This window comes from Enhygromyxa salina, from assembly GCF_002994615.1.
GTDB classification, from domain to species: domain Bacteria; phylum Myxococcota_A; class Polyangia; order Nannocystales; family Nannocystaceae; genus Plesiocystis; species Plesiocystis salina_A.
Map to the genome: position 1 here is coordinate 1 of NZ_PVNK01000114.1, position 18641 is coordinate 18641.

Annotated in this window: 17 protein-coding genes; 7 read left to right on the top strand and 10 right to left on the bottom strand. The window is 70.6% G+C overall.

Features of this window, described 5'->3' with window-relative positions; translation table 11 throughout:
* Positions 1–122: 122 nt before the first annotated feature.
* From ENSA5_RS10930 to ENSA5_RS37435, 7 genes are all read right to left on the bottom strand, one after another.
* A complete protein-coding gene (locus ENSA5_RS10930) occupies positions 123–902 on the bottom strand; it encodes a DUF2914 domain-containing protein (protein WP_106391582.1) in 780 nt (259 codons plus the stop codon).
* Between the two features lie 72 nt (positions 903–974).
* Positions 975–1601, bottom strand: a complete 627-nt coding sequence (locus tag ENSA5_RS10935) for a hypothetical protein (protein ID WP_106391583.1) — start codon at positions 1599–1601, stop codon at positions 975–977.
* Between the two features lie 46 nt (positions 1602–1647).
* Positions 1648–2133, bottom strand: a complete 486-nt coding sequence (locus ENSA5_RS10940; RefSeq protein ID WP_106391584.1) for an NUDIX hydrolase — start codon at positions 2131–2133, stop codon at positions 1648–1650.
* A gap of 166 nt (positions 2134–2299) precedes the next feature.
* Positions 2300–2905 (bottom strand): hypothetical protein, encoded by a 606-nt coding sequence (locus tag ENSA5_RS10945; protein WP_106391585.1) that lies wholly within the window; start codon positions 2903–2905, stop codon positions 2300–2302.
* Positions 2906–2938: 33 nt separating this feature from the next.
* Positions 2939–4288, bottom strand: a complete 1350-nt coding sequence (locus tag ENSA5_RS10950) for a response regulator (protein ID WP_106391586.1) — start codon at positions 4286–4288, stop codon at positions 2939–2941.
* Between the two features lie 132 nt (positions 4289–4420).
* Positions 4421–5896 carry an FAD-dependent monooxygenase gene (locus ENSA5_RS10955; RefSeq protein ID WP_106391587.1) on the bottom strand — a complete coding sequence of 492 codons (1476 nt, stop codon included), beginning with the start codon at positions 5894–5896 and terminating at the stop codon, positions 4421–4423.
* A complete protein-coding gene (locus ENSA5_RS37435; protein WP_181197628.1) occupies positions 5893–7761 on the bottom strand; it encodes a prenyltransferase/squalene oxidase repeat-containing protein in 1869 nt (622 codons plus the stop codon). The genes ENSA5_RS10955 and ENSA5_RS37435 overlap by 4 nt, the downstream gene beginning before the upstream one ends.
* A 360-nt stretch (positions 7762–8121) precedes the next feature.
* Here ENSA5_RS37435 and ENSA5_RS37440 point away from each other — a divergent pair, with 360 nt between their 5' ends.
* The 5 genes from ENSA5_RS37440 to ENSA5_RS10980 all read left to right on the top strand — a co-directional run bounded on the left by ENSA5_RS37440 (position 8122) and on the right by ENSA5_RS10980 (position 12526).
* Complete coding sequence (locus ENSA5_RS37440) at positions 8122–8751, top strand: hypothetical protein (protein ID WP_181197629.1); 630 nt, start codon at positions 8122–8124, stop codon at positions 8749–8751.
* A gap of 34 nt (positions 8752–8785) precedes the next feature.
* Complete coding sequence (locus ENSA5_RS10965) at positions 8786–9556, top strand: hypothetical protein (protein ID WP_106391589.1); 771 nt, start codon at positions 8786–8788, stop codon at positions 9554–9556.
* Between the two features lie 129 nt (positions 9557–9685).
* Positions 9686–10057: a c-type cytochrome gene (locus tag ENSA5_RS10970; protein ID WP_106391590.1), complete on the top strand. Its 372-nt coding sequence runs from the start codon at positions 9686–9688 to the stop codon at positions 10055–10057.
* A gap of 133 nt (positions 10058–10190) precedes the next feature.
* On the top strand, positions 10191–11951 hold the full coding sequence (mobB, locus tag ENSA5_RS10975) for a molybdopterin-guanine dinucleotide biosynthesis protein B (RefSeq protein ID WP_146155561.1): 1761 nt from the start codon (positions 10191–10193) through the stop codon (positions 11949–11951).
* A 92-nt stretch (positions 11952–12043) separates the two neighbouring features.
* Positions 12044–12526, top strand: a complete 483-nt coding sequence (locus ENSA5_RS10980) for a CBS domain-containing protein (protein ID WP_106391592.1) — start codon at positions 12044–12046, stop codon at positions 12524–12526.
* Between the two features lie 3 nt (positions 12527–12529).
* On the opposite strand, the gene ENSA5_RS10985 is transcribed toward ENSA5_RS10980, so the two are convergent.
* Positions 12530–13285 (bottom strand): hypothetical protein, encoded by a 756-nt coding sequence (locus ENSA5_RS10985; RefSeq protein ID WP_146155562.1) that lies wholly within the window; start codon positions 13283–13285, stop codon positions 12530–12532.
* Positions 13286–13922: 637 nt separating this feature from the next.
* On the opposite strand from ENSA5_RS10985, the gene ENSA5_RS10990 reads away from it, so the two are divergent.
* Together ENSA5_RS10990 and ENSA5_RS10995 are read left to right on the top strand one after the other, a co-directional pair.
* Positions 13923–15119: a hypothetical protein gene (locus ENSA5_RS10990; RefSeq protein ID WP_106391594.1), complete on the top strand. Its 1197-nt coding sequence runs from the start codon at positions 13923–13925 to the stop codon at positions 15117–15119.
* 282 nt (positions 15120–15401) lie between these two features.
* Positions 15402–16157: a glycoside hydrolase family 25 protein gene (locus ENSA5_RS10995; protein ID WP_181197630.1), complete on the top strand. Its 756-nt coding sequence runs from the start codon at positions 15402–15404 to the stop codon at positions 16155–16157.
* Between the two features lie 241 nt (positions 16158–16398).
* Here the strand turns inward: ENSA5_RS10995 and ENSA5_RS37445 are convergent, their stop codons facing one another.
* Entirely contained in the window at positions 16399–17181 is a 783-nt protein-coding gene (locus ENSA5_RS37445; RefSeq protein ID WP_181197631.1) for a GNAT family N-acetyltransferase, read from the bottom strand.
* Positions 17178–18638 carry a hypothetical protein gene (locus tag ENSA5_RS37450; RefSeq protein ID WP_106391597.1) on the bottom strand — a complete coding sequence of 487 codons (1461 nt, stop codon included), beginning with the start codon at positions 18636–18638 and terminating at the stop codon, positions 17178–17180. Before ENSA5_RS37450 ends, ENSA5_RS37445 begins: the two co-directional genes overlap by 4 nt.
* Positions 18639–18641: the final 3 nt, after the last annotated feature.

The window sequence follows — 18641 nt, forward strand, 5'->3', positions numbered from 1 at the left end:
GAGCCGCAAGGCGAGCGTTTGGGGTGAGCGGAGGGGGCTTTGCCGCCGCAGCGAGGGGCCTTTTCGAAAGGCCCCTTGAAGATTAGAAGGCCTGAGTCGAGCGCGCAGCGCTTGATTCAGGGCTAGCCCGAGATCTCAAACGCGACCTGCCCGAGCACCGACCCATCCGCGCTCTTGACCGTCGCCGTCCAGTCCCCCGCGCGGCCCGAGGAGACCGGCATCCAGGCTCGGGTCAGGTAGGCGTGGGTCGCCTTGACGTTCAGCTCGATCTGCTGGCGAAGCTTCCCGGCCCGCGACCACTCGAGGATCACGGTCTCGTGTTCGCGCGGATGGACCACGCGGAAGCAGACGTTGACCCGCTGGTCGACGCTGGCGACGAACTGCGTGCCGAGCTCCTCGCAGCGGCTCGACGCCCAGCCCTTGCCGACCTCGAGCTCGTCGAGGTGGATCCCCGTGGCTCCGACGCCGCCGACCGGGGCCTTGTCGCGCTTGGCGAGCGGCAAGTTGGTGAAGGCGGCGATGTGGGCCTCGGGGGTGCCGTCGGGCAGCAGGCTCGGGCTGCGGAGGCTGTCGGGCGCCCGAGTCCTGCGCTCGAGCGCGGGCTCGACGGCTCGCGGCGCGCTCGGTGCTGAGCTCGCGGCGAGCGGTGTCGAGCTGGCCAAGACAGGCTGGTCGCTGACGATCGGCGCCACGGCGACGGGAGCCGTGACGGGAGCGGCGACGGGAGCGGCGACGGGAGCCGGCTCGGCGCGCGCCGTCTCGTCGGCCGTGACCTCGACGGGTGAGGTGGCCTCGGTCGCTTGGGCCTCGTCGCTCGAGACGTCGCAGGCGAGCGGGCTGGCGCAGATGACCGTGGTCAGGAGGGACAGGCAAGAGACGGTCGGAAGGCTCAGTCGGCGCATGGCGGCCTGACTACGCCCCGACCTGGCTCCTGCATTCCACCGCGCTCGCCAATCGGCTCGCCAATCGGCTCACTAGTTCAACCGGATCGTCTCGCCCTTGACGACGACGTCGGCGCTGGCCTTGAGCGCGACCTCGCCCTTGGTCGCCTCGAACTCGATGTCCTCGGCCGCGAACGCGAGCTTGCCCGCGAACTCGACCCGCACGTCGGGCTCGAGCACCCTGACGACCGGGCCGCCCTGACCCTGGGAGATCTCGACGAGCGGCTGGCCCTGGCTCGAGATCACGTTGACGGCCTCGTCGCGTTGGAGCTCGACGCGGGCGGCCTCTTGCTTGTCGTGCCGCGGACGGGTCGCGAAGCCGTCGACGACGCCGGTGACGATCCACTCGGCGAGGTTGTCGGGCCGGACCATCAAGACGCGATCGGCCACGCGCACGGGCAGGCCCTGGAGCGTCGGGACCCAGCGCTCGTGGTCCTGGCCGCGGATCGCGAAGCGGACCCGGACCCGGCCCTGGAGGGTCGGGTGCTTGGCCTCGATGCACTCGCCGACGAGGTTCGCGGGCTCGGAGCTCGACCCGTGCTGCTCGCCGCGCGAGACCGGGGCCTCGAGCAGCTCCGCGAGGGTCGCCCCCTCGGCAGGGGTCGCGGGGCCCTCGCTGGCCTCGACCTCAGCGTCATCATCGTGGCTGCGTTCGCTCATACCCAGCGGCCACGGTAACCCCGGTCGTCGCCGATGTCGACGCTCTTCAGCTGCGCGCGGCGGCGGTGAGCAGGGTCGAGGCGCGCTCGAGCAGGGGGATCTGAGCGGCGTTGATCTTGGCCTGGGCCGCGGCGGGCTCGAGCCACTGCGCGCGGTCGACCTCGGGGAACTGCGCGCGCCGACCCGAGCGTGGGGGCCACTCGAGCTCGAAGGTGTTGCTGACCAGCGCGCTGGGGTTGGCGTCCCCGAGCGCGGCGAAGCCGAGCACACGCTTGCCGCCCTTTTGCACGATCTCCCCGAGCGCGAGGTAGGGACCCGGCGGGAGGGGGAAGCCGGTCTCCTCGACGAACTCACGCTGCGCGGTGGCCAGCGGCTGCTCGCCGGGCTCGACCAAGCCCTTGGGGATCGACCACGCGCCAGCGTCCTTGTTGGCGAAGAAGGGCCCGCCAGGGTGGACGAGGAGGAACTCGATCACGACCGGCAGCCGGGCGGGCACCCGACACAGCAACAAGCCCGCGCTGACCGCCGCCACCGCTCTAGCAGCCCGGGGTGCAATGCATCGTGTCGCCTCGCGCCGGAATTTTCGCCGAGGGCGCGAAGCCAAAACGCCGCTGTACCGGGCGTACTGCAAGTTTTGGCGACAAAGCCATCGGCGAAAAGGCCAAGCGAGGCGGCGCGAGGCATTGCACCCCGGGCTGCTAGTCCAGCAGCGGCCGGGCGTCGGGCTTGGTCAGGGTCTCGACGATCTCGCCGGTCAGGACCTTGATCTCCACCGTCTCGCCGTCGCGGACCTCGACCTTGAACTGGGCCTTCTCGGCTCCGCGCGCGAGGGTGATGTCGCGGTCGGGCAGGTGGAGGAGGTTGATCGCGGGCGCCTCGCGTGACAGGCCCACGCGCATGTTGCCCTCGGAGATGGTCATGTCGCGGGGGGTCCCTGGCGCGATCGTGGCCTCGACCTCGGGCAGGGGGTGGAGCCGCTGATGGCGAAGCTCGCGGGTGTTGTGGACAAACACGATGATCCCGATCGTGAGCGCGAGGCCGAGCGACGCGGTGATGATCCAGCGGAGCTTGCGGACCGCGTGCCAGCCAGCGAAGCGTCCGAGGTGGACCTTGGTCGCGGGCGGATCGTCGAGGAGCTCGTCGTCACGCTCGCGGGGTCGGGCCGTGCGGACCAACTCGTGGGCTGGGGGGGTCTCGTCGCCGTCGTCGAGCTCGCGCTCGGCCGCGGCCTTGAGCTCGGCCATGGTCAGCTCGCGGTCGTCCTTGACCACGATCTCGCCGAGGTTCTCGGGGCCCTCGCCCATGGTCCGGCTCCTGGCGCTGGCTCCGGGGCGAGCTCAGCGATTGGCCTCGTCGATCAGCCGCGCGCCCTCCATGAGCAGGCTGGTCGTGGAGGTCTGGACCTCGTCCTCCATGTCGACGTCCATCGCGGTGAAGTGGAAGCGGCCCTTGGCCCAGGTCAGCATGTAGTAGACCGACTCGGCGCCCTTGCGCGGGCCCTCGCCCTTGTCGATGCGGGCCTGGATGACCTGGCCCTTGCGGATGAAGATGCGGCCGACGTTCTTGTCGGTGGCGTTTTGAAGCTGGAGCACGCCGTCCTTGCGCTCCATCTCCATCATGACGAGCAGGCTCGACAGGCCCAGCTGCTCGAGCCGTCCAGACAAGCCCGTGCGTCGGATGCCCCCGGAGAACGAACCGGAGGCGCTAGGATCGACCGCGGCCGGCGCCGCTTGCTCGGGCTCGGGCTCGGGTGCGGGGGGCGGCGGCGGCTGCTGCGGGGTCGGAGCTTGCTGACCCCCGGGCGGACCGTAGCCCGCGCCCGGGTCGTAGCCCTGCTGCCCCTGCTGGGGGTACCCGCCGGGCCCCGGAGGCGGTTGCTGCGGTAGGGGCTGGTGGGGCTGCTGCTGGTGCTGGGCGGGATACTGACCGGGGGGGCCGTAGCCGCCTTGCTGAGGGAAGCCGCTCGGCCCTGGCCCTGGCCCTGGCTGCTGGGCGGGATACTGACTTGGGGGACCGTAGCCGCCGCCGTGCTGGGGCTGCTGCGGGAAGCCGCCCGGAGGCTGTTGCGGCGGCTGCTGAGGAAAGCCGCCCGGCTGTTGTGAGAAGCCGCCCGGGTTGTAGCCACCCTGCTGAGGGAAGCCGCTTGGCTGCGGGCCAAAGCCCCCGGGGTGAAAGCCTTGGCCCTGGCGGTGGGGCTGGGATCCGGGCGCGGCTCCGAAGCCGCGCTGATCGAAGCCCTGCCGCTGGGGCGGCGCGTAGCCACCGCCCCCGGGAGGGCCGCCGGCGCGAGAGGGTTCTTCGCTCTTGTTGTTGCGCGTGGCGAGGGCCTTGAGCACGCGGCGCTCGAGGTCGTCGAAGCGAAAGGGCTTGGACACGTAGTCGTCGGGCTTGAGCCCGAGCGCGCGGAGCCGGTCTTCATCCTTGCCCAGCGCGGTCAGGAACAGCACGGGGATGTCGGCGAGCTCAGGATCGGCGCGCAGCTGCTGGACCAGCGCCCACCCATCCATGACCGGCATCATCACGTCGCTGATGATCATGTCAGGCCGCTGAGCCTGCGCCTTGTAGAACGCCTGCTGGCCATCGCGGGCCGTCTCGACCGCGTACGTACCTTTCTTCTCCAGGCTCGAGGAGACCATGCGGAGAATCCAGGGGTCGTCATCGACCACGAGCACCCGGATCTGGCTCACTTGCGCAGCCTAGGGGCGCCTGTCCGGCGTGTCAACGAAGTGGATCTGAGAGTAGCTGCCATGACCTCCCCAACAGTCTCTCTTCCGAGAGGATCCGAGCGTACTTCAGCCGCGCTTCGCGTTTCGCGCAGCCTAGAACACCCGCAGCTGGGACCAGGCGACCTGGGCGACGACGCCGACCTTGGTCCCGGCGAGGCCGACGGCGCCGTGGACCTGACGGAGGCGGTCACTGACCGGGTAGTGGCTCGCGTGACGTGGCGCCAGGCTGGAGTGAAGCACGTGGTGTGCCGTCTTGAGGTACTCCGCGAGGAAGATCCGGGGCCGGCGCTCGGCGCAAGCGAGCAGCGCGAGCGAGCGGACTCGCTGGCGTTCACCACTGCGCCAATAGCTGAACAGAGCCCGCCGAATTCCGCGCGCTCCCTCACCTTCGCCGCGAAAGGCCTCGAAGATCGAGTCGGCCAGGGCCTGGCGAGTCGGGACGTAGCGGTCGTGCTCGAGCCGGTAGCGACGGAGGCTGCGGTCGTCGAGCCACGGGGTGCCGACGCGGGCGCCCGCGCGGCGCCGGGCCTCGCGCGCGAGGTATTTGGCGTCGAGCAGACCCATCGTCATGCCGCTGGCGGTGATCGGGTGTGAGCATCCGGCGGCGTCGCCGACCAGGGCCAGGCCCGGGGCGGTCGCGGGCGGGGCCGGAAGGTTGAAGGTTGGCGCCAGCTCGAGCTGGCCGCGGCGCTCGGCGAGGGCGGCGGCGACTTGGTCGGCGAGCGGGCCGGGCAGGTAGGGCACGAAGGCGTCGATCAGGTAGTCCGACAGCTCGCGACCCTTGGCCGGGAGCGCGTGGGGCAGGTCGAAGGTCAGGCGAAAGCTGAGCCCCTCGGCCCCGCGGGTGATCGGGTAGCAGAGCATCGGCCCCGGCCCGCCGAGGATCACGTTGGCGTGGAGCGGCTGTGACAGCCTGGCGTCGGTGACCTCGATCCCGGCCGTGAACCCGAGGGTCTCGCGGCGGTCGGGGATCCCGGCCAGCTTGCGCACGCTGCTGGCCTTGCCGTCGGCCCCGATGACGAGATCGCAGCTCACGCGGTGCTCGACGCCCTCGCGGTCGCGCAGGACCACCCCGGTGATCGCTCCGCTGCTCTGGCCGGTGCTCTGGCCGGTGCTCTGGCCTGCGCCCTGGCGGAGGAGATCGGTGACTCGCCAGCCTTCGCGCAGGGTCACCTGCTCGCGCTCGCAGATCGTCCGGCGCAGGACCCTGACCAGGGTCTTGTGGTGGACCGAGATCCCGCGCGAGCGCTCGCCGGGGATCGCCGCGTAGTCGAGGACCACGGGGGCGTCGTGCTCGGCGTTCTCCATCACGACGAAGCCGTCGACGTCGACGGCCCCGGCGCTGATCAGGCGGCCGTAGAAGCCGAGCTCGTCGAGGACCTCGGCGCCGCGGGGGTGGATGAACTCGCCCGAGAAGCGCGGCGACACGCCGCGGTGGAGATCGACCACGAGGATCGAGCGACGGTGCTGGGGGTCGGCGCGCGCGAGGGCCTGGGCCGCCGCGCAGCCGGCGAGGCCGGCCCCGACGATGATGACGTCATAGCGATCTTCGACGGATGTGGAGCTCATGCTGGCGACTCGCTTGGACTCGGCGCGAGCTCGCCGACCTCGCGACGAAAGCTCAGCAGCGCCGTGTGGATGTCACGGACGCCCGCGCTCGGATCGCGCAGGCGAGGGGACAGCCCGTAGCCGGGGAGTTCGGTGTCGGGCAGGCTGGGGGCGTCGGCGAGGGTCTCGCGGGCCAGGAGCCCAACCCGGGCAACCAGATGGCGGGCGGCTCGCTGGGCCTGCACGCAGGGCTCGCCGCAGGCGATCATTGCGATGAGCGCTCGGGCGGTCGACAGCTCGTCGCCGAAGCTGCCGTCTTCTCGCTGCCGGCTCCGCAGGAGCTGCTCGCAGGCCGTGCGCAGCGGGTGGTCCGGGACGCACTGGGCCGCGCTCGCGCGCACGACCTCGGCCACGGTTGCGACCGACCACAGGTGGCCGCGCTCGGCGTGGGCCTGCTCGAGCCACGCGCAGGCACGCGCGATGCGATCATCCTCACGACGCCAGCCGAGCACCGCGAGCTCGCGCAGGACGATGGCGGTGAGGACGACGCGGCCCTCGTCCTCGGGCGCGCCAAGGTTGAGCTGGTCGGCGTCGCGCCAGGGCAGGTGCGAGAGGGGCACGTCGGCCTCGCCTCGCTCGAAGCGGGCGAAGGATCCATCGGGCTCCTGCATCGCGAGCATGACCTCGGCCGCGCGGCGGAGGCTCGCCCGCGTCGCGCTGGTGCGGGTCCCACGAAAGGCGTGGAGGACCGAGCAGGTCGTGCGCAGATCGAGGTGGGCTTCGGCGTCGGCCTCGACGGACCAGCCGCCGCTCGGGGCGTCGGCGCGGCGCTGCCACGGGCCGGGGCGGGCGATCTCGGCGGCCAGGAGGCGCTCGTGGACACCCGCGACGGCCTCGCCGGGCTCGCGTCCGGCGGCGCCGCCGAGGCTCGCGAGCTCGGCCAGGGGATGCCCGGTCAAGCCCTGAGCCAGGGTCAGGACCGGCTCGCTGCCCTCGACCGCGACGATGCCCCGCGCGCGGCGGAGGTAGTCGAGGCCCCGGCGCATGCGCGGATCATCGCTGCGGACCCCGGACACACGCAGGGCCAGGAGGCTGTAGATCGTCGGCCGGGCCGAGAACCACCCGCCGTGAGCCTGCTGGCTGTCCTCGATCCAGCGTCGCGCCCGGGTCAGCGCGCGCCGACGCACGGCGCCGCGGGGGAGCTTGTGGGCCAGCCTGATCGAGGTGTCGAAGGCCTGGAGGAGGTCGCCGGCCAGCCCCGGCGTCGTCAGACGCGGCGGGATCGGCTCGTCGTGGCGGTTGTAGAGCAGCAGCTCGGCGGCGTCGTGAACGTGGATGTGGGCGGGACCGGCGGCGAGCAGGTGCAGCGCGGTGACCATCTGCCGGGCCCAGGGCGAGAGCCTCGCGGGCGAGAGCGGGGCGAACTCGGGCAGGAGGTAGAGCTCCGAGGGCACCGCCGGGACCCAGTCCCACTCGACCGTCCCGGCCATCGCCAGCCACAGGCGCACGCAGAGGTTGGCCCGCCTGGCGCCGCCGAGCTCGTGGATGACGCGCAGGGCCTTGACGAGATCCTCGCTCTCGGGGTCGTCGCCGGCTTGGACGCGCGCCCAGTAGCCGAGGCAGGTCAGCGAGAGCTCGGGCTCGCCCTGCATGTCGCGCCAGCTGCCGTCTTCGTGCTGCTGGCTGCGGACCCACGCGAGCAGGCCCTCGCGCTCGCCGGGCTCGAGGTCGTGAAACAGCGCGTCGGCGAGCAGGACTTCGCAGCTCGGCCCGACGTCGGGGATCGCCGCGAGCCAGGGCTGCGGCTGGTGGAACCGCGACCACCAGGTCCGACACCACGACTGCGAGCGCTCGATCGCCGCGTCGAGGGGGCCGCCGACGGTCACCGGCTCACACCGCCAGCGCTGGTGAGGGCGCGCCCGGGGAGCACTGCGGCGTACACGGGCACCCGAGCTGGCCCCAGTGACAGATGTGGAGGTCTCTTCGAGCATGTCTGCAATGGCGTGATGTGCGCCGATCGGGGGAAAGCATACACGTGCGGACCTCGTGTCCCGGTGATGCCTGTCACATCTCCGGTGTCGCAAAAGTGCCACAGAACCCTGCCTGTGGCCATCTGGATGCGTTTTTTCATTCACGGTGTCGGCTCGTGCACGCCGTCCTCGGGCATGGTTGGCGGCGCCGAAAGGCCGCGCCCTCGCTTGCTCGATCCGTGTGCCCTCTGCCACACTCGCCGACAAATGCCCGGCATGAAGACTGTCCTCGGCGCCTGTCGATCCCTTGGTTTCCTGACGGCGGGTTTGATCAGCCTGGCCACGCTGGCGAGTTGCGCGGAGGAGGAGCCGGAGAATTTCGGCACCGTCCGTATCGAGCTCGAGCCGGTCAACGGCGCCGTGGAGATCTTCGACGGGACCGTCGAGGTCGTGGCGACCGTGAACTACGAGGCCTGCCTCGTGGACTTCTATCTCTCGCGCCAGTCGACCTACAAAAAGGATGGGCCCGACGGGGCGCCCGTGTTCAGCGATTGGGAGTCCCGCCTGTGCAGCGACTTCACCGACATTCCCGACTGCGAGGTCAGCTCGATCGAGCAGACGCTGCTCGACGTCAACGACGTCTACCGGCTCGCGGTGACCTACAAGATCAACGACTCGTCGACGCTGCCCTACCGCGAGCTCCACGTGGGCCCGATCCCCGTCGAGGAGTTCGCTGCTTGCAGCGGAGGCGAGGGGGCGATCGTCGGTCTTGCCCCCAACGGTGTGGTCGGCAAGAACGCGGACGGCGATCAGATCTGGCGGATCTCCACGGTCCCACCGCAGACCGAGGCCCGCGCCGGCCAGGGCGCGCCGCTGCGGGTCGAGATCCAGTCCACCCTTCCTTGAAGACCCGACCCAGGTCGACTCGGGGTCAGCCTTCATGAGCGACGAGCGGCACGGGCTGCGAGCTGCCCTCGTGCTCGCGGTGCTTGGGGGCGGCGCGTGCGTGGCGGGGCCGAGCGGCGAGCAGCGCGAGGTCGCGCCGGACTCGAGCTCGACGGAGTCGGCGCGGATGCTCGCGTGCGGGCAGGGCTCAGCCCGGGCCGTCGCGCTGCTCGAGCCCAGCGATGCCCTGCGCGACCAAGCCGCGGGCGAGCTGGTCTGCGGGCTCGCGCTCGAGCGTGCTGACGACGGTCAGCTCGTCGTCCGCGAGCTTCTGCGCGAGGGCGAGGGGGAGGGCGAGGACCGTGAGCCCGCGCGCCTCGGCCTCGGTCCGGCCCCGGAGGCCTGCGGGGCCGAGCTCGAGCTGTGTGAGCTGTGGGGGCTGCGCGACGTGCTCGGGCCCGTGGTGTTCGCGCAAGTCCGCGGGCACGAGAGCGAGATCCCGGTTCAGGTCTACGTCGGCTGGATCGACGGCGAGCGGCTCACCTTTGCCGAGACCTGGCACGGACGACCCTCGACCGTGGATCACACCCGGGTCGGTCCGCCGTGGGCGCTCGGGCCCTTCGACTGTGAGGGGGAGCTGGCGCTGCTGCCTGTGGCGAGGTTGCCCGAAGCCGGGGCCGAGTCGCCGTCGCCGACCTTGCTCGCGCTCGCGGGCCGCTGGACCGTGGACGAGGCTGGGGTCGCGCAGGGGCCCGAAGCCTCCTCGACGGGGACGGCAAAGGTCGACCCCGCGAGCTGCCGCGCGCTGGTCCGAGCGTTGCCCTGATCTGGAGTTCACCTCAGCCCAAGCGACCGGCCCATACTCTCAGTTGCTGCGCATTTTACGTGAAACTTGCCGCAAAGCTTGCGCCCACCTGGCTCTTTTCGCTTTTTCTGCTGCCCCTAGACTCCGCCCATGTCCCGCACCCTCGCACTTTGTTTCGTGTTCGTCGGCCTGACCACTGCTTGTGGTGGTGACAAGGGTAGCGACGCCAACGCCGCGGCCGTCGCCGAAGCCGAAAAGGTTTGGCAGGAGCGTTGCGTCACCTGCCACGGCGCTGATGGCAGCGGCAACGGGCCTGGGGCGGCAGCGCTCGAGGTCAAGCCTCGCTCCTTCAAAGATCCGACCTGGCAATCCAGCGTCGACAACGAGCGGATCAAGAAGGTCATCGTCGAAGGTGGCGCGTCCGTCGGGCTCAACGCGGCGATGGCCCCCAACCCCGACCTCAAGGACAAGCCGGCCGTTCAGGAAGAGCTGGCCAAGAAGGTCCGCAAGTTGGCCCAGTAGCCCAGCTGGATTCAACGGTTCACTCGTCGTTCGAGCCAGCGAAGGAGGTCCAATTGGGCCTCCTTTGATTTTTAAATCCTGCAGCGACCCTGCAACTCGACGAAGCGGCAAAAATCCGATTACCTGGGCGACCGTGTCTCCACCTCCGGACAAGACCATGGTCGAGCTCGACGAGGCCAAGCGTCGTTGGCAAGCGACGATGACCACGATCGACGTCGAGCAGGTCGCGCTGGCCGACGCGCTCGGCCGCGTGCTCCGGGCTCCGCTGCGCAGCCGCTGGCCGCTGCCGGTTCACGACCACTCGGCGATGGACGGCTACGCTGTCCGCGAGGCCGACGTGAGGGGGGCGACGCAGGCCGAGCCGATCTCGCTCGCGGTGGTCGGCGTCGCCGCGCCCGGCCACCCTTGGACGACGGCGCTCGCGGCCGGTCAGGCGGTCAGGATCTTCACTGGCGCGCCGATCCCAGCCGGGGTGGACTGCGTGGTTCGGCAAGAAGAGGTCGGGCGCGAGGGCGACCTGGTCCTGGTCTCGGCGCCGGTCGAGCGGGGCAACAACATTCGGCGGCGCGGCGAGGACGTCGAGGCCGACGCGCTGCTCGTCGACGCGGGCGTCGTCATCGATCCGGACGTGGTCATGGCCCTGGCGAGCTTTGGCTGCGACCCGGTCTCGGTCAGCCGTCGGCCGCGGGTCGCAATCGTGACCTGTGGCGATGAGCTGGTCCCCGTCGTCGACGCGGCGCCCGGTCGGGTGGTCGACATCGCCGGACCGACGATCGCGGCTTGCTGCCGCCGCTTCGGCGCCGAGCCCCGCTGCTTCGGACCTGCGGCCGACGAGCTCGACGCGCTGCGGCGGACCGTCGAGGAAGCTCGCGCGAGCGCGCCCGACCTGCTGATCACGATCGGCGGCGCGTCGGTCGGCGATCGTGATCGGGTCGCGCCCGTGCTCGACTCGCTCGGGCTGCGCTGGGAGTTCTCACGCGTCCGGGTCAAGCCGGGCAAGCCGACGGGCTTCGGCTGGCTCGACGCGCTCCCGGTGTTCGTGCTGCCCGGCAACCCGGGCGCCGCGAAGGTCGTGTTCGGTCAGCTCGTCGGCCCGGCCCTGGCGCAGATGCAGGGGCGCCGGCTCGCGGATGAAGTCCGCGGCGCGGTCGTGAGCGTCCCGCTCGCGCGCGATCGCGTCCGCGCGACGGTGCTCGAGGTCCACGCCAGCGAGGCGGCCGGGCGGCTCCGGGTCGACGCTCAGGAGGCCAACAGCTCGGCTCGGATCGCGCCGAGGTTGCGGGCCAACGCGTCGCTCGTGGTCCCGGCCGGCGACGAGCCGCTGCCCGCGGGATCGGTCGTCGAGCTCGCGCTGCGGCGGCCTGCGCCTCGCCGGGCGCCGCCGCCAGTCCTGGCCTTCATCGGCTCGTCGGGCAGCGGAAAGACCACGGTGCTCGCCCGCTTGATCGCGGCGCTGTCCGCCGATCTGAAGGTCGGGGTCATCAAGCACGGTCGCCACTTCGACCTCGACAAGCCCGGCAAGGACAGCGATCGCTTTCGGGCCGCCGGAGCCGCCGTGGTCGTCATGGCCTCGCCGGATCTGACCGCGACCCTCGAGCAGCCCGAGCGGCCCGCGAGCTTCGCCGAGCTGCTCTTGCGCCTGCCCCCGGAGCTCGACCTCGACCTGGTCCTCGTCGAGGGCTTCAAGTACGAGGGCCTGCGCTCGGTCGAGGTCCACCGCGAGGGTCGGCCGATGCTGTGCCGTGGTCGCGGCTTCGAGCACGTCGTGGCGATCGTCACCGACTCTCCGCGGCTTGCGCCCCCGGGGCTGCCCTGCTACCGCCACGATCAGCTCGTCGCGCTCGAAGCCATGGTCCGTTCGCTCGCCGACGAGTTTCCGAGCACCTCGGCCTGAGCGAGAGCGCGTGGATACGCCCGCGCAACCACGCGTTTCGCGGGCGCACCCTTTTCGCGTAGACACGACGCAGACCGCCCTAAACTGCGTCCATGTCCATCCCCGTGTTTCCCTTGGTCTCGGAGGTGATGACGAACAAGGTGTTCGCTGTCGGCCCGGACACCAGCCTCGAGACCGCGGCCCGGCTGCTGGCCCAAAAGCGCGTCAGCGGGGCGCCCGTCGTCGACGACGGCGGTGAGGTCATCGGGGTGGTCAGCGCCTCCGACATCGTCGATCCCGACCGCGAGCGCGGCGGAGAGCTCGGCAACGCCCACTACTACTCGCTCGAGTCCGGCTACGCCGACGAGTTCGGCGATCCCAGCGTCCGGCGCGAGGGCACGGTGCGCGAGGTCATGACGCCGACCGTGCTGAGCATCGGGCCGAGCGACAGCATCGTCGAAGCTGGGCGGATGATGGTGTCCAAGGGCGTCCATCGCCTGCTCGTGGTCGACGAGCAGCTGATGCTGGCGGGCATCATCTCGGTCACCGACATCGTGCGAGGCTTCGTTCAGGCCCCGGGTCTCGAGCCGAGCTGATCACTACTGCAGCTCGTACTCGACGCGCAGGGCCGGCGGGACCTCGCCGTTTTTAGCCCAGTAGAAGGTGCCGTCGCTCGACCGAGGGAACACGCACAGACGGACGGTCTTGCCGGGACCGAGATCCATGACCGAGACGGGCAGCTCCCATGTCACGGGCTCGTCGCTGAGGACCGGGCCGAGCTCGGCCGCCGCTGGTTCGGGCCCGAGCTTGGCCGGCAGCCCTTGCTCGAGGGAGATGACGCCGAATGGTTCGACCTTCCAGATCTCCCCCGACGCGTCCGACTCGGCGAAGGGGTCGGGCGTGGTGTGGAGATCGAGGAACACCCGAGTCGCGGGCAGATCCTCGAATTCGGGCTCGATCGGGAACTTCAGGCAGGTCACGAGCTGCTGGTCGGCCTCCGGTCCGCCGTCGAGCTCGATCGCCACGTGGTTGGTGCCGGCGTAGTTCAAGCACGCGTTGGGCGAGAGGTCCGCGTCGCCGCGGCAGACGACGAGCTGCGGCGCGAACTCGATCGTCTCGGTCTCGATGCCCGTGTCGTCCGTCGTGTCGGTGGTGTCGCTCGTGTCCGTGTCGTCGCTCGTGTCCGTGTCGGTCGTGTCCGTGTCGCTCGTGTCCGTCTCGCGCGGGCCGGTCTCGTCGGTGCCGCTCGCGTCCGCGTTGGTGGTGCCGGCCGTGCTGTCTGCCTCGCTCCCGCTCCCGGCCTCGCTCGCGATCTCGTCGTAGTCGGGGTTTGCGCCGATGATGCACGCGCTCACACACGCGCTCAGCGCCACCGCAGCAACACCGCTACGAAGTCCACACTCCGCCATCTGCTTTAGTATGGGCGGGCGCGTCGTGCGTCACAACTAGCAGCCCGGGGTGCAATGCCTCGCGCCGCCTCGCTTGGCCTTTTCGCCGATGGCTTTGTCGCCAAAACTTGCAGTACGCCCGGTACAGCGGCGTTTTGGCTTCGCGCCCTCGGCGAAAATTCCGGCGCGAGGCGACACGATGCATTGCAGCCCGGGCTGCTAGCCCTAAATCAAGCGCTGAATTTAAAAAGCTGAATGATTTAGGGCTAGTACGAGCCGCAAGGCGAGCGTTTGGGGTGAGCGGAGGGGGCTTTGCCGCCGCAGCGAGGGGCCTTTTCGAAAGGCCCCTCGAGGACTAGAAGGCCTGAGTCGAGCGCGCAGCGCTTGATTCAGGGCTAGCAGCCCGGGCTGCAATCCCTCGCGCCGCCTCGAACACGGCGACGGTTGCGAGAGCTGCGGTGGGTAAACTCCGACGGTGTCTCCTCACCTCCCTACCTCCGCCTTCGTTTCGCTTGCGTTCGCGTCGTTGATTGGTTGCGAATCTCGGTCGACGCAAGATCGCCAGGAGCAAGCTCGAGCTGGGGGCGCGGCGACAGATCCTGTCATGGAATTGGCGCCCGCGCGGCCGCTGCCTGGTGTGCGCGCGTTCGAGCTTCCGGACGCGGGGGGCAGCTCATCCCCCGGTCTGGCGATCGGCGCGGACGAGCTTCATCTCGTGTGGATGAGTCAGGCGGGCGCGCCCACGCTGATGCTGGCGGGCCTCCCTCAGGCGAGCGCGCTGGCCGACAACGAGTGGAGCGAGCCCCAGGCGGTCGAGTCGAACCCGCGCTTGCTCATCAACTGGGCCGATGTCCCGGCGGTCGGCGAGACCGCGGCAGGGCGCGTGGTCGTGGCCTGGCCCGAGCACCACACCGACGATCCCGCGGTCGGCTACGGCTTGCGCGTGGCCGCGCAGCTCGACGACGGCAGCTTCGCGCCCGCGTGGAGCCCCGACGAGGTCCGGACCGGGCGCGAGTCGGGCTTCACCGGGTTCGTCGCAACCCCGGCGGGTCTGCGGATGTTCTGGCTCGACGGTCGCGACCTCGGTCATGGCCACGGAGCCGAGGGGCAAGGGACGATGGCGCTTCGCAGCGTGCTGATCGACGACGAGGGCCACCAGGTCGGACCCTCGGAGCTTCTCGATGGGCGGACCTGCGAGTGCTGCAAGATCGGGGTCGGCGTGGTCGGAGACCAGGCGTTTGCGGCGTATCGGGATCGGAGTGAGTCTGAGATTCGCGACATCTTCGTCGCGGGTCCCGGCCTCGCGCCGCGGCGGGTGGCCGAGGATGGCTGGAAGATCGCCGGGTGTCCGGTCAACGGCCCGGCGGTCGCCTCCGCGCGCGATCGGGCTCACGTCGCGTGGTTCACGGGGGCTGACGATCGCAGCGTCGCGCGGGTCGCGAGCGGGAGCCCGGAGGCGGGCTTTGGTCGACCGGCGCGCTTCGATCTTGGCTTTCCGGCTGGGCGTATCGACCTGACCGCGACGCCCGATGGCGGCGCGTTGATCTCGTGGTTCGAACTCGAGGACGGGGTCCCCGGTCGCGCGCGGCTGCTGACGCGGCGCCTCGGCGCGGACGGTCGCCTCGGCGATGCGTTCGAAGTTGCCGAGGTTGGGGCCGCGCGTGATTGGGGGTTCCCTCGGGCGGCGGTGGTTGGGGACCGCGTGCTGTGGGTGTTTAGCGATCCCGCAGGGGATGGCGGGCGGCCGCGGCTTCGGGGCCGGGTCTCGGCTTTGCCGGGGCTCGGGCCCACGGGCTCTTAGCCCTAGTCCTAGTCCTAGTCCTAGTCCTAGTCCCGACCGGCGGGGAGAGCGAGGGCGCGGAACTTTCAGGGTCTCTGCGTCTGCGTCGATATGAGGTCTCATGCTAGCATCCCGGGGTGCAATGCCTCGCGCCGCCTCGCTTGGCCTTTTCGCCGAGGGCTTTGTCGCCAAAACTTGCAGTACGCCCGGTACAGCGGCGTTTTGGCTTCGCGCCCTCGGCGAAAATTCCGGCGCGAGGCGACACGATGCATTGCACCACGGGCTGCTAGCATATCTGTACCCATGGGCGATTGGATTCAGGGCCTGGATATCGCCCAATATCAACCCAACACCGACTTCTCCGCGGTCTCCGACGGAGGGTTTCGCTTCGTCTTTGCCAAGGCGACCGAAGGGGCCAAGAGCAGAGGCGGTGGCTACGTCGATCCGACCTTCCGGGACAATTGGGCGAAGCTCGTGGCCCTCGACCCGCGCAAGCGCGGCGGCCTCTACCGCGGCGCGTACCACTTCGCGCGCCCCGACCACAGCAAGCGCGGCTGCGGGCGCGCGGCGGGGGTCGCCGAGGCGCAGTGGTTTTGCGAGGTGCTAAAAAAAGTAGGCGACTGCCGCGAGGGCTGCTTGCCTCCGGTCCTCGACTACGAGAAATCCAACAATTGCAGCCCGGCGGACAACGCAAAGTGGATCCGAGGCTTCCTCGATACGATCCAACATGAGCTCGGGCGCCCAGGCATGCTCTACACCGGCCCCAAAGTCTGGCGGTCACAGCTGGGGGGCTGCGCGGATTTTATCGATGAACTCTTGTGGGTGGTGACCTGGTCCAAGTCCAAGCCTGAGCCCGCGCCGATGCCGGTCGGGGCCGACTGGCCGTGGACCTTTTGGCAGTGGAGCGCCGGCGGCAGCAACAATTACTACGGCCAGGTTCCGGGGGTCATGAACAAGGACTGCGACATCGATCGCTTCTCTGGGGACGAGGCCGCCCTCGCGGCCCTGGCGCTACTCGGAGACCGGACCCAGGGGGCGACCACCGGAGCTGGTAGGTGACCAAGGACCTGCCCTGAGCCAGGCCCGGAAGTTGTGCGTGACTCAGGCCGCCCAAGGTTGTGGGTCGGCGTCGTGCTGGGCCCCAGCGAGGTGCTCGGTGCCCGAGACTACGGTCTCGGAACGAGTAAAAAACAAAGCCGCCGGTGTTGGGCGTCAGGGGCCGGCATCGCGTCGCACGGCCCAAGCCTGCTGATGACCACGGCACCCTGGCCTCCGCTCGTCGAACAGGGTCCAGCGCCGCTCAGCCGTCCGTGGCTGGCGAGCGCGGCTGCCAACTCAGGCAGGTGGCCACGCAGCGCAGCCCGGCCCGCTCGAGGTTCCTACCGCTCCCGGACCCGACCTGGGTGTCCGCGACGAACCACCGCTTGCCCTGCGCCCGGGCGATGTCGAGGTGCGCCCGGAGCAGCTGGCCGTGCAGACCTCGACCTTGAAACGCGGGCAGGGTCAGGGCGTTGGCGTGAAAGGCGAAGAGGCCATCGAGGAACAAGCTGGCCCCGGCGACCGGCCGCCCTCCCTCGCGGGCGGTCACGCACCGCCAGCTCGGCCCGGCGTGCTGACGGGCGAGGGCCGCGGCCCGCTCGGGGTCGCCCTGGTGCCACATCTGCGCCCCGAGCCGGCCGAAGTCCTCGGGATCGGTGCTGAGCTCGAGGGTCGGCGAGTCGCTCGCGAGCGTGGGCGCGGGCGCGGGGGTCTCGAGTGAAGCCGCGAACACGGCCTGGGCGTGGAAGGGTTGGTAGCCCAGGACGATCAAGCCCTCGGCGGCGGTCGCGAGCCCGGGCCCGCAGTAGGTCTCGATCACCGGAGCCGGCCCGCTCGTGAACCACTCGAGCAGCTCGGGCAGCCGTCGCAGGGCCTCGTCACCAAAGTCATGGACCTGCCGGTAGCGTCGCCAGTCGAAGGCGAAGGCGCGCCCGAGCTCGAGCGAGCGACCGCCCGCCGCCTCGTTGTCGATCCGCGCGGCGAAGCTGCGCGAGCGCAGGGCCAGGAGCTCGTGAACGCGGCGAGGATCCCCGAAGCCGATCACGACGCCGCTCGCCGCTCGGGCCCGGGCCGGGGCTGAACCTTGGCCCGGATCCGCTCGCTCGCGCGCTCGAGCCCGCGGAGCAGCTCGTCGACCTCGGTGCACTGATCGAGCTCGGCGACCAAGTTGTTGAGCAGGGTCCGAACGCCGTCGGAGTCCTCGGGCGTGGGGGCCTCGTCGGTCACGAAGGTCGCGACAGCGATCGCCGGCTCGGGATCGACGAGCCCGAGCTCGACGCGGCGCAGGGCGATCTGCACGGGGGCGTCGCCGACCAGCGCGTCGACGAGAGGCTCGGGGTCGTAGGGGCAGCCAGGCAGGCCCTCGTAGCGGTCGAGGAGGTCGCGGCGCCACTGCTGACGATCGTGGATCCAGTGCTCGGGCCCGAAGGTCTCGGCCAGACCCTCGGCGATCGCTCGACAGAAGCTGGCCGCGCTCGGGTGGACGCAGCGCTCGCTCAGCTCGCCCAGGCGCTGCCGCAGCCGGGCGACGCAGGCCGCGAGGGCGGCGGCTGCGTCGACGAGCTCGGCGCCGAACCACTGGTAGATCGGCGCGGTGCAGACCGACAGACCCGTGCGCTTTTGGTGAGGCGCGAGGGCCACGACCATCGGCTCGGCCAGCAAGGTCGGCAGCTCGAGGTCGAGGAAGCGGCCGTCCAGCGTGGCGTTGTTGGTGAACGAGCCCCAGTAGATCCCCGCGTCAAAGAAGCGGCCGAAGTTGCGGCGGGTCTGCGCGACCGCGGCGTCGAGGCTGGCGACGATCGCCGAGGGCGTGCACGCGTCCGGATCGACGGTGGCGCTGGGATCGGCGAAGTGGCGGAGGGCGAGGCCCATGCGAATGACCTCGTCGAGGTCGCCAAAGCCGTGAGTCGCGAACCACACGAAGTTGGACCAGCGCGCGAAGCCTCCGGGCTTGAAGGTCAGCGCCTGCATCCGGGCGTCGGCCGGGGCCAGGCGCACGCCCGCACGCTTGGCGTGGGCGCGCAAGGCGGCCCCGAAGGTCGCGGGCAGGGGCCGAAAGGCGACGCCTTCGCAGGGCACGATCACCTCGCCCTGGCCCCGGGCCTCGAGGTAGCGCGAGACCAGGTACTCGCGGATCGCCCCGCTCGGGTACATGTGGCCCGAGCTGTGGAGCACGTCGCTGGCGTCGGCCCAGTTGGCGGCGAGCTGGGTTCGACCGACGCCCTTGATGTACTTGCCCCGGTGAAACACGGCCCGACCCGAGCCCAGTCGCAGGGCCACGGGGTAGCGGGCGGGCAGCTGGAAGTCGGCGAAGCCGACGCTCAGATCGCCGTCGTCGAAGCCGGCCACGCCGAAGGCCGCGAGCGCGGCGAGATCCGTGCGCAGGCACCAGTCGCGGTGGTCCTCGTCGAGCGGTTCGAAGTCGGCGGCGGTCAGCGGCACGGGCGTGGCCCAGGGGCAGGCCGGACGCCACTGCAGCGTGCGGGGGTCATCGGTGGTCATGGC

Excerpts from the sequence above, each read along its gene's own strand:
- ENSA5_RS10930 (WP_106391582.1), bottom strand. The coding sequence starts at position 902 with ATGCGCCGACTGAGCCTTCCGACCGTCTCTTGCCTGTCCCTCCTGACC.
- ENSA5_RS10935 (WP_106391583.1), bottom strand. The coding sequence starts at position 1,601 with ATGAGCGAACGCAGCCACGATGATGACGCTGAGGTCGAGGCCAGCGAG.
- ENSA5_RS10945 (WP_106391585.1), bottom strand. The coding sequence starts at position 2,905 with ATGGGCGAGGGCCCCGAGAACCTCGGCGAGATCGTGGTCAAGGACGAC.
- ENSA5_RS10955 (WP_106391587.1), bottom strand. The coding sequence starts at position 5,896 with ATGAGCTCCACATCCGTCGAAGATCGCTATGACGTCATCATCGTCGGG.
- ENSA5_RS37440 (WP_181197629.1), top strand. The coding sequence starts at position 8,122 with ATGAAGACTGTCCTCGGCGCCTGTCGATCCCTTGGTTTCCTGACGGCG.
- ENSA5_RS10965 (WP_106391589.1), top strand. The coding sequence starts at position 8,786 with ATGAGCGACGAGCGGCACGGGCTGCGAGCTGCCCTCGTGCTCGCGGTG.
- ENSA5_RS10970 (WP_106391590.1), top strand. The coding sequence starts at position 9,686 with ATGTCCCGCACCCTCGCACTTTGTTTCGTGTTCGTCGGCCTGACCACT.
- ENSA5_RS10980 (WP_106391592.1), top strand. The coding sequence starts at position 12,044 with ATGTCCATCCCCGTGTTTCCCTTGGTCTCGGAGGTGATGACGAACAAG.
- ENSA5_RS10990 (WP_106391594.1), top strand. The coding sequence starts at position 13,923 with ATGGAATTGGCGCCCGCGCGGCCGCTGCCTGGTGTGCGCGCGTTCGAG.
- ENSA5_RS10995 (WP_181197630.1), top strand. The coding sequence starts at position 15,402 with ATGGGCGATTGGATTCAGGGCCTGGATATCGCCCAATATCAACCCAAC.
- ENSA5_RS37450 (WP_106391597.1), bottom strand. The coding sequence starts at position 18,638 with ATGACCACCGATGACCCCCGCACGCTGCAGTGGCGTCCGGCCTGCCCC.